Origin of the sequence: Streptomyces sp. NBC_00122 (assembly GCF_045160845.1) — a bacterium.
Lineage (GTDB): Bacteria > Actinomycetota > Actinomycetes > Streptomycetales > Streptomycetaceae > Streptomyces.
The window spans coordinates 6,872,585-6,885,771 of sequence record NZ_CP108191.1; the positions used below are offsets into that span (position 1 = coordinate 6,872,585).

Below are 13,187 nucleotides of genomic sequence, written 5' to 3' on the forward strand. Positions count from 1 at the left end.
GCCCGCCCACGCATCCCCACCCGCGTGATCCGTCGGAGCCCAGCCCGGCGCCTCCCACGCATCCGCGGCCCGGTGATCCGCAGGCCCCGCGCCCCGCACCGAACCCCGCCCCGGACGCCGAACCGGCACCCGGGAGCCCGCGGCCGCCGTCGCTGTAGGGGAGGCGGCCGATGCGCCGACGCGCACTCCTTCTCCGCGGGAGGAAGCCGTGAAGCTGCAGTTCCTCGATCCGCTCTACGCCCATCCCGGCCCCGTCGCCTCGGTGTATCTCGACACCTCCCGTGACCTGGACGACGCCGACCGGGCCGTGGAACTGCGATGGCACGACCTCCGCAAGAGCCTGCTGGCCCACGACGCCGACCGGGCCACGGTCGACGCGATCGGCGGCGCCGTCGGCACGGGCCGCGAGGTGGCCGGACGGCACGGCCAGGCCGTCTTCGCCGCCCACGGGGAGCTCGTCCTCGCCGAGTGCCTCCCGGAGCCCCCGGCCCGTGACACGGCGCTGTACGGCATGCTGCCCGACACGCTGTCGCTCGCCCTTCAGCACACCCCGGACATCCCGTACGCGGTGGTCATCCTGCACCGCGTGCACGTCCCCGAGCACACCGGCGGGCACCCCGGCGCGGACGAGGAGCTCGAGATCGACTGCGAGAGCGGCCGGTGGCCGACGAGCCGCGTCGCGCCGGGGGCGCGCTCCCGCCGGCGGATACCGGTGGACGGCTGGCCCGGGGAGGTCGAGCGGCTCGTCGGGGAACTGGTGACCGGGATGGACGAGGCGGGTACCGAGATGGTCGTGGTGGCCGGGGACCCGTGGGCCGTCAACAGCCTCATGAGGGCCGCACCGAGCCGGCTGCACGGCGCGCTCGTGAAGCTCAAGGACGGGCAGCACCGCCGACGGGAGACCGGCCGGGCCCTCCTGGAGGAGGAGCTCGCCATCCTGCTCGACGGCAGGCTCTGCGATCGCGACAGGCACCAGGTGGACACCTTCCTCGCGCAACGCGCCCGCCACCCGGAGTACGTCGAAGGACTCGCCGCCGTGGTGGCCGCCCTCCAGCGCGGGCAGGCCCAGACCCTGATCCTCAGCCGGCCCGTACGGCTCGACCGGCACTTGTGGGTCGGCGCCGCCCCCGTCCACCTGGCTCTGACGGGCGAGGAGCTGAGCGCCTTCGGCCTGCACTACTACTGGGAGGAGCCCGCACCCGGCGCGGCCTTGATCCGCGCGGCGGCGGGAACCCAGGCCGACCTGATCTCCGTACCGGACGAAGAGCTGCCGCTCGAAGACGGCGTCGCGGTGGCCCTCCGTTACACGGGCTCGTGACCACCGCCGCACGGGCCCATGACGGCCGGCCCGGGGCTGCTCAGGTCGCCCTCCCGCGTCATGAGGCCGCCCCCGGGCATCGGCCCGGGGGCGCCGTCGTGAGGGAGGAGCGGGCTTGCGCACCCGCCTGCCACACCCGCTAGTCCTCCAAGGTGTCCTTGATCTTCTCCTTGGCCGCGCGGGCGTCGCCCTTGGCCTGCTCCCCACGACCTTTCGCGGTGAGGCTCTCGTTGCCGACGGTGCGGCCCACGGTCTCCTTGGCCTTGCCCTTTGCCTGTTCCTTCTTGGCCTTCATCTTCTCTTCGCCCGACACGATCCACTCCCATCGTTTGGAACCTCTTACTCCGCTGCGCCTAACCCGTTCGGGCCCCTCCAAACGCTCCCGGTCTCCGCAGTCCGAACCGTGGGTCGGGCGGCCTCCCGGCCGCCTTGCTCCTACGCTCGAAACGTGACCGAGAACGAGATCAAGCTCAAGGCCATCGCCGCCCTCACAGCCCTGCGCGGCGGCGCCGAGGAAGGATTCGTGTCCGATCTGCTCGGCGAGGTGATCCCCGACGAGTTCATCGTTCCGGCTTCCGCGGGACCCGAGGAGGCCGGGCTGTCGGTGCTGAGCCAGCTCTCCGAGCCCCTCAGCGCACTGATCAGCGGATTCATCCTCGCCTTCGAGTCGGTGGCCGACGCCTACGACGAGATGGACCCGGAGCGGCCCACCGAGCAGGTCCTCCAAGAAGTGGCGCTCGAACTCGCCCGGGACGACACCGAGTGAGGTAACCGCACGCGGTGGCCGCGTACTCGTCGGTACAGTCGGCACCCTGGCCGACGCCCCCGACCACGACCTGCCGAAGGTGCACGATGAGTCTGGAAGCGCAGATCAACTCCGCCGCCCGGGCGGCCGACGGCGCGAGCCACTGGCGTCCGCGGCTGTTCGCCGCGGGCGACCCCGGGCAACGGTCGGATCTGACCGGGATACTGGCCCGCGGTGAGGCGACGGCGGTGCGGGACACCCTGTACCTCTTGGCCCGCGTCGAGCGCGGCGACGGCGGCGGACTCGACGCGACGGAAACCGCCACCCTGCACAGCTGCGCAAGCGGCTTTCCGCCCTCGTCCCGCGGCACCCGGGCGAGACCGAACTGCTCCTGTTCCGGCTCTCCTACGCCCCACCGCCCACGGCGCGCGCCCTGCGCCGGGGCGTCAACACCGTACTCCGCTTCGACGACCCCGACCGGCGCCGCTGACGTCGAGCGCCGGACCCCGTCCGCCGGTCACCCGGGCCTGCGCGCCGAGGCCCAGCGGGTTCGCCTCAGGGCGCCAGGAACCCGGTGAGCGCTGTTGCGACCGCCTCCGGATCCTCCAGTTGCGGGTAGTGTCCGACGGCCGGAGGCCCGGCGAGCTCCACGACGTGGGCCCGCGGCATGCGCGCCCGGACCCGGGCGAGTACGTGCGCGCCGCTGATCGGGTCGGCAGGCCCCCACACGAACAGCGTGGGCCCGGAAAAGCCCTCCAGGGCCGAGGTCCAGCGCGCGGCGAGCCGACGGCGCTCGTCGATGTACCGCAGCAGTCTCGGGGCGAGGCGGTGGCCGCCGGCGCGGGACGCCGCCGCCCACAGGTCGCGCACGTCCTCGTCGTGGACCGGCCGTCCCAGCACCCCGCGCAGGGTCGCGGCGAACCGCCGCTCCGTGGTGAGGGGCGCGAGCAGCGGCCCCAGCGGGCCGTGCAGCAGGCGCTGGATCGGCACGGGGCGGTGCAGATCGGGATAGAGCCCGCCGTTCAGCCAGGCCATGCGGGCGATCCGGGCCGGGTCGCGGGCCAGCAGTTCCTGGCCGACGCTCACCCCGTAGTCGTGCGCGACCAGGGCGGTGCTGCCGATCCCGTACCGGCGCCAGACCTCCTCGACGAGAGAGGCCTGGTCGAGCACCGAGTAGCGGTGGCGTCGGGGCTTGTCGCTCTCCCCGAAGCCGAGCAGGTCCAGCGTGGTGACCCGGAGTCCGGCCGCGACGAGGGCCGGGACCACGGCCGCCCAGTCGTGGGAGGAGGTCGGGAAGCCGTGGACGAGGGTGACGGGCGCGCCGTGCGCGAGCCCGTCCTGGCGTACGAAGACCGAGTGACCGCCGATCCGCACGGTGCCGCCGCCCTCGGTCCAGCGGCGCAGCGGCGGCAGGACCCGGTCGCCGGTCATCCAGAGGCCTCCTCGGCGTGCAGGTGGCTCAGCCCGTGCAGCAGTGTCCGCAGGCCGAACTCGAACTCGGCCTCGGAGTCGAGTGAGTTGAGCAGTTCGGCGTGGCGGTGGACCACCGGGTGGGTGCGCGGGGAAAGGGAGGCGAACAGGTCGGCCATCGCGGCACGCTGTCCGGCGGTGCGCGCCGCGCCGCCGGAGTCGAGGACCGCGGCACCGATCACGAAGTGGGTGACCGTGAGGTAGACGTGGACGGCCGACCGGGGCGACCACCCGTGGGCGAGGAGCTGCTCGAGGGCGTGCTCACGGGCTCGCAGGGCATGGGGACCCAGCAACTGACCGGTGGTCAGCAGCGGGACGACCGCAGGGTGCGCCGCGAGGACCCGGCGGAACTCCCGGGCCCCGCCTTCCAGACCGGCCCGCCAGTCCCCGTCGAGCGAGGGCAGCCGGATCTCGCCCAGCATGTGGTCGACGGTCGCGATCAACAGCTCCTCCCGGCTCGCGACGTGCCGGTACAGGGAGGTGTGGCGGACCTGGAGGTGGTCGCCGAGCCGGCGCATCGTGAGCGCCTCCAGGCCCTCACGGTCGGCCAGTTCGAGCGCTCCCGCGGTGATCCGGTCGAGCGTCAGCCCGCCCTCGCGGGGCCTGCGGCGCTCGCGTTCCGCGTAGCGGGCCTGCCACCACGCGGGGGATCCGGGCTCCTGGCGGGCGGCGGTGGCTTCGGCTTCGGCCTGGGGTGTCATGGATGGCGCCTACTCGAAGAGGTCGGGTTCCGTGCGGACGATCTCGTCCCAGAGGGGCTGGAAGGAGAACCAGCCCGCGAGCGGGAACCCGGTCTGGTCCCGGGTGTGCCGGGCGGCCTCGGGGTCGATCAGGTGCGGAGTGCCCGCGGCTTCCGCCAGGAGCTGCGCCTGGGCGCTGCGCTCCATGGAGATGAACCACCAGGCCGCTTCGTCGACGGATTCGCCGACGGTGAAGATGCCGTGGTTCTGGTGGATGACGGCCCTGTGCGGCCCCAGCCCGGCGGCGAGCTGCCGGCCGGCCTCCTCCTCGACCACCACGGCACCGGCGCCGTCCCGGTGGACGGTGTGCTGCTCGTACAGGGCGCACGCGTCCTGGGTGATCGGGTCCAGCAGGCGTCCCAGGCTGGAGAAGGCCTTCCCGTGGAGGGCGTGGGCGTGACAGGCGGCGACCACGTCGGGACGGGCGGCGTGGATGGCGGAATGGATCACGAATCCGGCCCGGTTGACCGGGCGCCTGCCGTGGCGGACCTGTCCCTCGTGGTCGACGAGGATCAGGTCGGAGACCCGGACGTGCCGGAAGGACATGCCGAACGGGTTGACCCAGAACATGTCCGGGTACTCGGGGTCGCGCACGGTGATGTGCCCGGCGACCCCTTCGGAGAAGCCGAGGCGACCGAAGACGCGGCAGGCGCCGGCGAGCCGCTGTTTGCGGTGCTCGCGCTCCCGCGCGGGATCGGTGAACACGGGCGGCAGGGGCAGTTCGAGGTTCTCCTGCCGCGGGAGGAACGCGCTGCCGCGCAGCCCTTGCCCGCCGCCGTCCCCCGGAGCGGCTCCCGTCGCCGGGCCCGTCCTCGCGTCCGTCGCCGTGTCCGGCTTCGCGTCCGTCCCGTCGTGCCCTTGCATGCCCGTCGCCTCGTCCACGCCCCGCCTCACTCCGATGTGCGTCCGTTGGACGCACATAATGAGTCCATTGGACGCACAGCGCAAGACCCGGGTCGGCCGCCGGTGCCTGGTGCGGCGGTGGTCAGCCGACCCCGTACCGCGCCTCGATGCCCGCGATCACCAGGCGCAGGCCTTCCTCGAAGCCCGCGTCGAAGTCCTGGAAGAGGTCGGCGCCCGCGGCTGCGGCGAGGGGGAAGTCGCCCATGCGTGCGGCGCGTTCGTCGACGTCGTAGCCCTCCCTGCGCTCGCCCGGGAGCGACTCGACGCCCTGTTCCTCGGTGACGAAGCCGAGGGTGAAGAAGTAGGCCGTGGAAGTGGCCCGGACGGCGGCGGACAGTTCGAAGCCGGCCTCCACCAGGGCGCGGAGGTTCTCTTCCATCTGGACCGCGTGCTCGGTGCCGGTGAAGCGCGATCCGCTGAAGACCTTCGCGCCGTCGCGGTAGCCGAGCAGCGCGGTGCGCAGGCCTCGATTGACGTCCAGGAGCCGCTGCTGCCAGGTGGCGCCCGGGGTGAGCCGCGAGTCGGCGACCATCCGGCGGTACATCTCCGTCGCCATCTCGTCGAGCAGTTCCTGCTTGTTCTTGAAGTGCCAGTACAGGGCCGGCGCCTGGACGTTCAGCTCCTTGGCGATGGCCCGCAGGGTGAGCCCGTCGAGTCCGGCGTCGTTCAGCAGCCTCAGGCCGGTCGCGACGGCCTGCTTCTTGTCCATCTTGGGGGATTTCCGGGTAACCACGCTTGACAGCTTAACACCGTTAAGGGCACTCTCTGGGGCATGGAACTTAACGCTGTTAAGGAGAATGTCGTGGACACGGACGTACTGATCGTCGGAGCGGGCCCCGCCGGCCTCGCGCTCGCCGTCGACCTCGCCCGGCGCGGGGTGCGGGCCCTCCTCGTGGAACGGGCGGTCGGGCTCTTCCCCGGATCGCGGGGCAAGGGTCTTCAGCCCCGCACGCTGGAGGTCCTCGACGACCTCGGCCTGCACCACGCGATCCGGGCCGCGGGCGCGTCCTACCCGGTCGGGATGATCTGGCAGGACGGCAACCGCCAGGGCGAGCACCGGATGTTCGACGAGAGCGGGTCGAGCGAGGGCTCGCCGTACAGCGAAACCTGGATGGTGCCGCAGTGGCGCACCCAGGAGATCCTCTTCGCGCGGCTGACGGAGCTGGGCGCGGACGTCGCCTTCGGCCGGGAGCTGGTCGGGATCACGCAGGACCGGGGCGGCGTGACGGCCGAGTTCGCCTCCGGCGCCCCCGTCCGCGCACGCTACGCCGTCGCCGCCGACGGCGGCCGTTCCACCGTGCGGCGCGCCCTCGGGATCGGCATGACCGGCGAGACCGTGGACCCGAATCCGATGCTGGTGGCCGACGTCCGGATCACGGGGCTCGACCGTGACAACTGGCACGTCTTCCCGCCCGCCGACGGCAGGGGCTTCCTCGCGATCTGCCCGCTGGCCGGCACGGAGGACTTCCAGGTCGCGGCGCAGCTCCCGGCGGGCTCGGAGACAGACCTCTCCCTCGACGGCATCCGTGAGCTCGTCGCCGCGTACTCGCACCTCGCGCCCGACGCCGTGACCGAGGTGCGCTGGGCCTCGGACTTCCGGCCGCGGGCCGCGATGGCCGACCGGTTCCGCGAGGGCCGCGTCTTCCTCGTCGGGGACGCCGCGCACGTCCACTCGCCCGCGGGCGGCCAGGGGCTCAACACCAGCGTCCAGGACGCGTACAACCTGGGCTGGAAGCTGGGCGCGGTGCTGAGCGGCGCGGCTCCCGAGTCCCTCCTCGACTCCTACGAGGAGGAGCGGCTGCCCATCGCCGCGGAAATGCTCGGCCTGTCCACCCGGGTCCACCGGGGCGAGGTCCGGCGCGGCGAAGCCACCAACCAGCTTGGCCTGGGCTACCGGGGCTCATCCCTCGCGGTGGAGACCCGCACCGGCCTGTCCGAGGATGTCCTGCGGGCGGGCGACCGGGCGCCGGACGGGATCCGCGGCGGCGTACGGCTCTTCGACGTGTTCCAGGGGCCGCACTGGACACTGCTGGCGGTCGGCACGGGCCCGGACCTGCCGGAGCTCCCCACCTGCCGTACCGCGCGGATCCCGTCGTACGAGCTGTACGGGGACGGGGTGTTCCTCGTCCGGCCCGACGGTTACGTCGGGTGGGCGGGCGAGACGGCCGAAGGAGCGAAGCGGTACGCGGCCGAGGTGGGCGTCCAGATGTGCTGACCGCGTCCGCTGCGCCGCGGAAAGGGAGAGCGGCGTTCGAGCCCGGCGGGCGCACGCCCTGTCCACCCGGGACGCCGCTGGGTACGGTGGCCGCGGCAATGGCCGTCGAGCGGCGGGGGAGCACTCGGGTATGCGCGTTCTGGCGGGGCGGTACGAACTGCTGCGGCTGGTGGGCTGAGGGGGCATGGGCGAGGTCTGGAAGGGCGTCGACCGCGAGCTCGGCCGTACCGTGGCCGTGAACGTGTTACCCGTCGAACTCACCCGTCCGGAGAAGTTCCGCCAACGGTTCCGCCGCGAGGCACGGACCGGCGCGGCCCTCTCCCACCAGGGCGTGGCGACGCCGTACGACGTCGGCGAGGACGTCGACGGCGCCGAGGCCGTCCCGTTCCTGGTCATGGAGTACATCGACGGCCGGACCCTGGCCGACATCCTGCGCACGGGCCCGCTGCCGGTCGCACGGGCGGTGGCCATGGCCCGCGACGTCGCCGACACGTTGCGCGGGTCCCGGTGGAGCACGAAGGGGCTGACCGCGACCCGCTGGCCGGGGCGCAGTGGGTAGCCGGCGAGTTCGGTGGGCTGGTCCACCGTCCTTTCCAGCAACCAGAGCGGCGGGTAGAGCCGGAGCGTCTCCTTCACGACCGCCTCGGTGACGACCAGGCGGGGCAGGCCGGCCGCGGTCGGCAGCCGGCCCGCCAGCTCCCGGTCGACCTCGGCCAGCACCCGCCGACGCACCTGCGGGTTCTGGTCGAGGAGGAGGAAGAGCCAGGCCAGCGCGGCGGCGGTGGTCTCGTGGGCGGCGAACAGGTTGGCGACGACGATGCTGACCGCCTCCTCGCGCGTGATCGCGTCCTCGTCGCACGCGGTGTTGAGGAGGTCCGCGACGACTCCGGGGGAGTCCTCCTGCCGCCTTCTGCGCAGGTCGAGCAGCCGGGACACCTCCGAGGTCAGCTCCCGTCCGACACGGTGCAGGCGCCGCCTGCGCGGCGACGGCCAGCGGGCGGGCAGGGGCAGGGGCACGGTGCCGGGCAGTCGCGCATCCTGCAGACGGGCCACCAAGGCGGGGACCTGGCCGACCTCGGGCCCCAGACAGAACTCGGCGATGAGCCGGGCGCTGGGCTCCTCCAGCGCGGGGATCGCCTCGATCCTGCCCCGGGCCCGCCAGGATTCCGCGTGACGGGCCGCCGTCGCCGCGAGGCCGTCCCCGGCGGCGCGCAATCCGCTCCGGTTCAGGCCGCGCCCCGCCAGGCTGCGGGCACGCATCCACCGGGCCAGGTCCTCCGAGGCGCGGCCTCCGTCGGCCTCCTCGCCCAGCAGGTCCCGCGTGATGGTGTAGGTGCTGTTGGTGTGCTTGCGCACCTCCTCCGCCAGGCCCGGCGAGTTCACTACGTACAGCTCGTCGTCGAAGCGCACCAGGTCGCCGTACTCCCGCTGGTGGAGCAGGAAGCCGAGCCGGTCCCGGTCGAATGCGCGTCTGCTGCCGTGCCTCCCGGTCCCGAGGGGACCGGGAGGCACGGAGATCGACGACACGGGTCAGCGCTCCTGTACGTAGTAGTAGTAATACGCGCTGTGTGGAGTGGAGGAGCTGAACGCGCTCCTCACCGAACTCTGGCGCAGGGCCCTCGCCCCTGAGGGATCGTCTGACAGAGGGGCGGAGCTCGATGCGGCGTACGCCGATCCGGCACCGAGAAGCGCGGCGGCGGAGACCGCTACGAGGGCCAGCTTGCGCAGGGGAGTCAGAGAGCCATGTGACGTGCCCCGGGCGCGCCTGCCGTGTACGGAGGGCCGGGAATCCGCGGCCCAGAGGTGTCCCCGTCTGTCAAGGTACGAAATGTGGGGACATGACCTTGTCTGCTCGGCGGGGCTTACTGGAGATGCGGGTTCACCGAGGACGGATGACCCCCTCAGCCCGCACCGCACACCACACACCACGAACCCTTTCCCGAAGGAGAACCACCGTGATCCGCACTACCCGCAAGCAGCGTTTCGTGATGCTCGGCCTGTCGACGGCCCTGGCCGCCGGAGGCGCCCTGCTCCCCTCGAGTGCCTTCGCCGCCCCCGCGACGACGCACGCCGGTGTCACCACGACAGCTGTCCAGGGCAAGCCGGCGCACGGCGACCCGAAGGGCAAGAACAAGAGCCACAACAGCGGTACCAAGAACAAGAAGGGCAAGAAGGGCAACAGGGCTCGCGACATCGAGAACATGCCCGGCTGCAAGTTCGTCAGCGGCAAGGTGTACTGCGAGTTCAAGCCCGAGAAGCCGAAGGCCATCGACCCGAAGCCGGTCGACCCCGCGCCCGCGCCCGCACCCGCACCCGCACCGGCGCCCGCGCCCGCGCCGCATCAGGGTGGGCCCACCGGCAAGTAGCCGCACAGGCGAGGCTCCCCGTTCCATCGTGAGAATCCCGTCCGATCGCTCAGATCGGGCGGGATTCTCCATGAGCGCGACATCCCGCGCCCGACCGGTGCCGTGATCTCGGAGCGGCGCACCGCCCCGGACGGCTTTCGTATCGGGCAGGTATCAGGGAGCGCTTGGTTGTCCATCGAATCGGTGTGCCGGGCAGTGCCGAAGGGGGCCGCCCGGAGCCGGAGTGTCGTGGACCTGGCCCCCGACTGAGCCGTGCCGACCGGCCTGACCTGGGCGTCAGCGGATGGAAGGTGCTGCCACGGCTGTGACGCGTGTCCGGTATGCGACGCAACGGCCACGCCCGGTGTCTGCCCTATCGTTCGTTCAGGTCATCGGCCGCGCGTGAGCGCACGCGCGGCGCGTACCTCCCGACCATCCGTCCGTCCGTCCGTTCGTCCGAACAGGAGTGATCTGCCCGTGCCCTCGTCCGTCCCGGCCCCGGCCTCTCCGCGCCCCGTGCGCGTACTGCTGGTGGAGGACGACGACCTGATGCGCCGGTCCTTCACCGTCGCCCTCGAGCGCTACGGATACCGGATGAAGGCCGCGGCCGACGGGCTGGCGGGGCTGGAGCTCTTCCGCGACGAAAGCTTCGACCTGCTGATTCTGGACGTGATGCTGCCCGGCCTGGACGGGATCGGCCTGTGCCGCAGGGTCCGGGAGACCAGCCTGGTGCCGGTTTTGATGATGTCCGCCCGCGGCGACGGACTCGACGTCGTCGCCGGTCTGGAGGCCGGGGCGGACGACTACGTGGTCAAACCCGTGGACACCTACGTGCTCGTGGCACGCATCCGTTCGCTGCTGCGGCGGGCGACCTACGCGCCCTCCCCGGAACCTGAGCGGGCCACGGGCGACGGGCCGTCACCGTCCGGGCGTGAGCTGTTGGTCTTCGGGGACCTGACCATCGACACCGGCGGCCTGGAGGTGTTCGTCTCGGGAAGCCCGGTGGCGCTGACCCCGACCGAACTGAAGCTGCTGCTGGAGTTCGCCGCCCACCCGGGCATCGTGCTGGAACGGCACACCCTGCTGCGGGACGTGTGGGAGTACGGCTGGGACGGCGACAGCCGGGTCGTGGACCTGTGCGTGCAGCGGCTGCGCAGCAAGCTGGGCCGCGACCGGATCGAGACGGTCCGCGGTTTCGGCTACAAGCTCAGGCGCTGAGCCCGGTGCGCCCGTTCCACCGGCCGCGGTCCGCCCGCGTGCCCCTGCGCTGGAAGATCGCCGCGCTGGCCGCGTCCACCGCTTGCCTGGTCGCGGCGGCCGTGGGCGTGCTCGTGCACCTGTGGACCGCACAGGACATCCGGAGCCGGGCCGAAGGGCAGGCCTTCAACAGCCTGTACTCGGCCATGGACACCTACCGTCGTACCGGAATCCTGGCGGACGGCGCCGAGCTCGATCCGGCCGAGCTGCCCGCCACACTGCGGCGCCCGGCCGACGACGCCCGGCACACGGCCTACGACGCACAGGTCCTCGGGAATCTGGGCCCGAGCGTCTGGGGCGCCCAGCGGGTCGACGGCCCGGGCAGCCGGGTGCTGGCCGTCCACGTCAACATGAGCTCGGAACTCCACGAACTGCGCCGGCTCGACGTGATCATGGCCGTGGCCTCGCTGGTCGCGCTCGCGGCGGCCACGCCGCTGGCCGTCTACGGAGCCGGGCTGCTCGGCCGCCGGCTGGGGCGGGTCTCCGAGACCGCGGGCCGGATCTCCGCCGGGGACCTGGATGCCCGAACCGGGCCCACCAAGGGCCGCGACGAGGTGTCCGACATCGCCGCCACCGTCGACCGCATGGCGGACAGCCTGAGCCGAAGGCTGCGCACCGAGCGCCAGTTCACCGCGGACGTGGCCCACGAGCTGCGTACTCCGGTCGGCGGTCTGCTGGCCGCCGCCGATCTGCTGCCGCCCGGTGAGACGGAGGACCTGCTCCGTGCCCGGGTGCGCGATCTGCGCGGTCTGGTCGAGGACCTGCTGGAGATCTCCCGGCTGGACGCCGGCGCCGAACAGCCGGTGCGCGCCCATGTCCCGCTCGACGCGGTCGTCTCCGAGGCCGTGGCGCGTACCGGCCTCGACGCGGAGGTCGCCGTCGCCGAGGCGGAGACCGCGCAGACCGTGGAGACCGATCCGCGCCGTCTCGAACGGATCGTCAGCAACCTCGTCGTCAACGCCCACCGGCACGGGAGCACCCCGGTGCAGGTCACCGTCGAGGGCCGTACCGTCGTCGTGCGCGACCACGGTCCCGGTTTCCCGCCCGATCTGCTGCGCGACGGCCCGCGCCGGTTCCACACGGGCAGGCCGGAGCGCGGTTCGGGCCACGGCCTGGGCCTGACCATCGCCCAGGGCCAGGCCCGGCTCCTCGGCGCCGAACTGCGCCTGGACAACGCCCCGGACGGCGGCGCCGTCGCCACCCTGCGCCTGCCGGCCTGACCGCCCGGCCCCGCAGAACCGCTACGAAGCGGAGCGGACGCCGATACACGGCTGCTGAGTTCCTGATACGTCCCCCGGACACCCTTTGGCATGCACCCTTCCGCACCCGAAGACCGCACCCGAAGAGGAGTCCCCGTGACCGCCGACCCCCGTGACGTGATCGCCACGCTCACGCCGCACCCGACGACCGGGACCGCGGCCGCCACCACCGACCTGTCGAAGGTCTACGGCAGCGGAGACACCCGCGTCGTCGCCCTGGACCGTGTCAGCATCTCCTTCCGGGTGGGCGAGTTCACGACGATCATGGGTCCCTCCGGCTGCGGCAAGTCCACCCTGATGCACTGCGCCGCCGGACTCGACTCGTTCAGCTCCGGCTCCGTCCGCATCGGCACCACCGAACTGGGCACGCTCGACGACCGCCGGCTCACCGAGCTGCGCCGGGACCGGATCGGCTTCATCTTCCAGGCGTTCAACCTGCTGCCGACACTGACCGCGCTGGAGAACATCACGCTGCCGCTGACCATCGCCGGCCGCCGGCCCGACCAGCAGTGGCTGGACCACGTGGTCTCCATGGTGGGCCTCTCCCAGCGCCTCGACCACCGTCCCGGACAGCTGTCCGGCGGGCAGCAGCAGCGCGTCGCGGTCGCCCGCGCCCTGGTCTCCCGCCCCGCGATCGTCTTCGGCGACGAGCCCACCGGCAACCTCGACTCCCGTGCCGGGGCGGAGGTCCTCGGCTTCCTGCGCGACTCCGTGCGCGAGCTGGGCCAGACCGTGGTCATGGTCACCCACGACCCCGTCGCCGCGGGCTACTCCGACCGCGTGGTCTTCCTCGCCGACGGCCGCCTGGTCGACGAGATGACACGTCCCACCGCGGACCGGGTGCTGGACCGGATGAAGGCATTCGACACCCGCTCGCGCACCAGCTGACCCAGCACCGAACGCGCATCGAAGCAGCCACCCGCTCGCATCCGCCG

13 protein-coding genes and 1 pseudogene are annotated in these 13,187 nt (G+C 72.6%); 8 read left to right on the top strand and 6 right to left on the bottom strand.

Features of this window, described 5'->3' with window-relative positions:
- The first annotated feature begins 208 nt into the window (after positions 1 to 208).
- The gene (locus OG737_RS31325; protein WP_405922275.1) at positions 209 to 1,318 is read left to right on the top strand and encodes a hypothetical protein; all 1,110 of its coding nucleotides are present in this window, start codon (positions 209 to 211) and stop codon (positions 1,316 to 1,318) included.
- 139 nt (positions 1,319 to 1,457) lie between these two features.
- On the opposite strand, the gene OG737_RS31330 is transcribed toward OG737_RS31325, so the two are convergent.
- Positions 1,458 to 1,613, bottom strand: a complete 156-nt coding sequence (locus OG737_RS31330) for a CsbD family protein (protein WP_405681294.1) — start codon at positions 1,611 to 1,613, stop codon at positions 1,458 to 1,460.
- A 153-nt stretch (positions 1,614 to 1,766) separates the two neighbouring features.
- On the opposite strand from OG737_RS31330, the gene OG737_RS31335 reads away from it, so the two are divergent.
- A complete protein-coding gene (locus OG737_RS31335) occupies positions 1,767 to 2,084 on the top strand; it encodes a hypothetical protein (RefSeq protein WP_328929569.1) in 318 nt (105 codons plus the stop codon).
- Between the two features lie 534 nt (positions 2,085 to 2,618).
- Here OG737_RS31335 and OG737_RS31340 read toward each other — a convergent pair.
- From OG737_RS31340 to OG737_RS31355, 4 genes are all read right to left on the bottom strand, one after another.
- The gene (locus tag OG737_RS31340; RefSeq protein ID WP_405922276.1) at positions 2,619 to 3,494 is read right to left on the bottom strand and encodes an alpha/beta fold hydrolase; all 876 of its coding nucleotides are present in this window, start codon (positions 3,492 to 3,494) and stop codon (positions 2,619 to 2,621) included.
- Entirely contained in the window at positions 3,491 to 4,234 is a 744-nt protein-coding gene (locus OG737_RS31345) for a TetR/AcrR family transcriptional regulator (protein ID WP_405922277.1), read from the bottom strand. Before OG737_RS31345 ends, OG737_RS31340 begins: the two co-directional genes overlap by 4 nt.
- Before the next feature lie 9 nt (positions 4,235 to 4,243).
- Entirely contained in the window at positions 4,244 to 5,155 is a 912-nt protein-coding gene (locus OG737_RS31350) for a class II aldolase/adducin family protein (protein WP_328929573.1), read from the bottom strand.
- A gap of 103 nt (positions 5,156 to 5,258) precedes the next feature.
- Positions 5,259 to 5,909, bottom strand: a complete 651-nt coding sequence (locus OG737_RS31355) for a TetR/AcrR family transcriptional regulator C-terminal domain-containing protein (RefSeq protein ID WP_328929574.1) — start codon at positions 5,907 to 5,909, stop codon at positions 5,259 to 5,261.
- 39 nt (positions 5,910 to 5,948) lie between these two features.
- On the opposite strand from OG737_RS31355, the gene OG737_RS31360 reads away from it, so the two are divergent.
- On the top strand, positions 5,949 to 7,391 hold the full coding sequence (locus OG737_RS31360; RefSeq protein ID WP_405922278.1) for an FAD-dependent oxidoreductase: 1,443 nt from the start codon (positions 5,949 to 5,951) through the stop codon (positions 7,389 to 7,391).
- Positions 7,392 to 7,575: 184 nt separating this feature from the next.
- The gene (locus OG737_RS31365) at positions 7,576 to 7,950 is read left to right on the top strand and encodes a phosphotransferase (RefSeq protein ID WP_405922461.1); all 375 of its coding nucleotides are present in this window, start codon (positions 7,576 to 7,578) and stop codon (positions 7,948 to 7,950) included.
- Here OG737_RS31365 and OG737_RS31370 read toward each other — a convergent pair.
- Positions 7,902 to 8,651, bottom strand: a pseudogene (locus OG737_RS31370) (cytochrome P450); the annotation flags it as partial. The gene OG737_RS31365 and the pseudogene OG737_RS31370 sit on opposite strands and share 49 nt — an antisense overlap.
- Before the next feature lie 695 nt (positions 8,652 to 9,346).
- Here OG737_RS31370 and OG737_RS31375 point away from each other — a divergent pair.
- The 4 genes from OG737_RS31375 to OG737_RS31390 all read left to right on the top strand — a co-directional run bounded on the left by OG737_RS31375 (position 9,347) and on the right by OG737_RS31390 (position 13,140).
- Positions 9,347 to 9,757: a hypothetical protein gene (locus OG737_RS31375; RefSeq protein WP_405922279.1), complete on the top strand. Its 411-nt coding sequence runs from the start codon at positions 9,347 to 9,349 to the stop codon at positions 9,755 to 9,757.
- Positions 9,758 to 10,285: 528 nt separating this feature from the next.
- Positions 10,286 to 10,954, top strand: a complete 669-nt coding sequence (cseB, locus tag OG737_RS31380; RefSeq protein WP_405681292.1) for a two-component system response regulator CseB — start codon at positions 10,286 to 10,288, stop codon at positions 10,952 to 10,954.
- Positions 10,951 to 12,213 carry a sensor histidine kinase gene (locus tag OG737_RS31385; RefSeq protein WP_405922462.1) on the top strand — a complete coding sequence of 421 codons (1,263 nt, stop codon included), beginning with the start codon at positions 10,951 to 10,953 and terminating at the stop codon, positions 12,211 to 12,213. Before cseB ends, OG737_RS31385 begins: the two co-directional genes overlap by 4 nt.
- A 90-nt stretch (positions 12,214 to 12,303) precedes the next feature.
- Positions 12,304 to 13,140: an ABC transporter ATP-binding protein gene (locus OG737_RS31390; RefSeq protein WP_405676803.1), complete on the top strand. Its 837-nt coding sequence runs from the start codon at positions 12,304 to 12,306 to the stop codon at positions 13,138 to 13,140.
- Positions 13,141 to 13,187 lie beyond the last annotated feature (47 nt).

Excerpts from the sequence above, each read along its gene's own strand:
- OG737_RS31330 (WP_405681294.1), bottom strand. The coding sequence starts at position 1,613 with ATGAAGGCCAAGAAGGAACAGGCAAAGGGCAAGGCCAAGGAGACCGTG.
- OG737_RS31340 (WP_405922276.1), bottom strand. The coding sequence starts at position 3,494 with ATGACCGGCGACCGGGTCCTGCCGCCGCTGCGCCGCTGGACCGAGGGC.
- OG737_RS31345 (WP_405922277.1), bottom strand. The coding sequence starts at position 4,234 with ATGACACCCCAGGCCGAAGCCGAAGCCACCGCCGCCCGCCAGGAGCCC.
- OG737_RS31360 (WP_405922278.1), top strand. The coding sequence starts at position 5,949 with ATGGAACTTAACGCTGTTAAGGAGAATGTCGTGGACACGGACGTACTG.
- OG737_RS31365 (WP_405922461.1), top strand. The coding sequence starts at position 7,576 with ATGGGCGAGGTCTGGAAGGGCGTCGACCGCGAGCTCGGCCGTACCGTG.
- cseB (WP_405681292.1), top strand. The coding sequence starts at position 10,286 with ATGCGCCGGTCCTTCACCGTCGCCCTCGAGCGCTACGGATACCGGATG.
- OG737_RS31390 (WP_405676803.1), top strand. The coding sequence starts at position 12,304 with ATGCACCCTTCCGCACCCGAAGACCGCACCCGAAGAGGAGTCCCCGTG.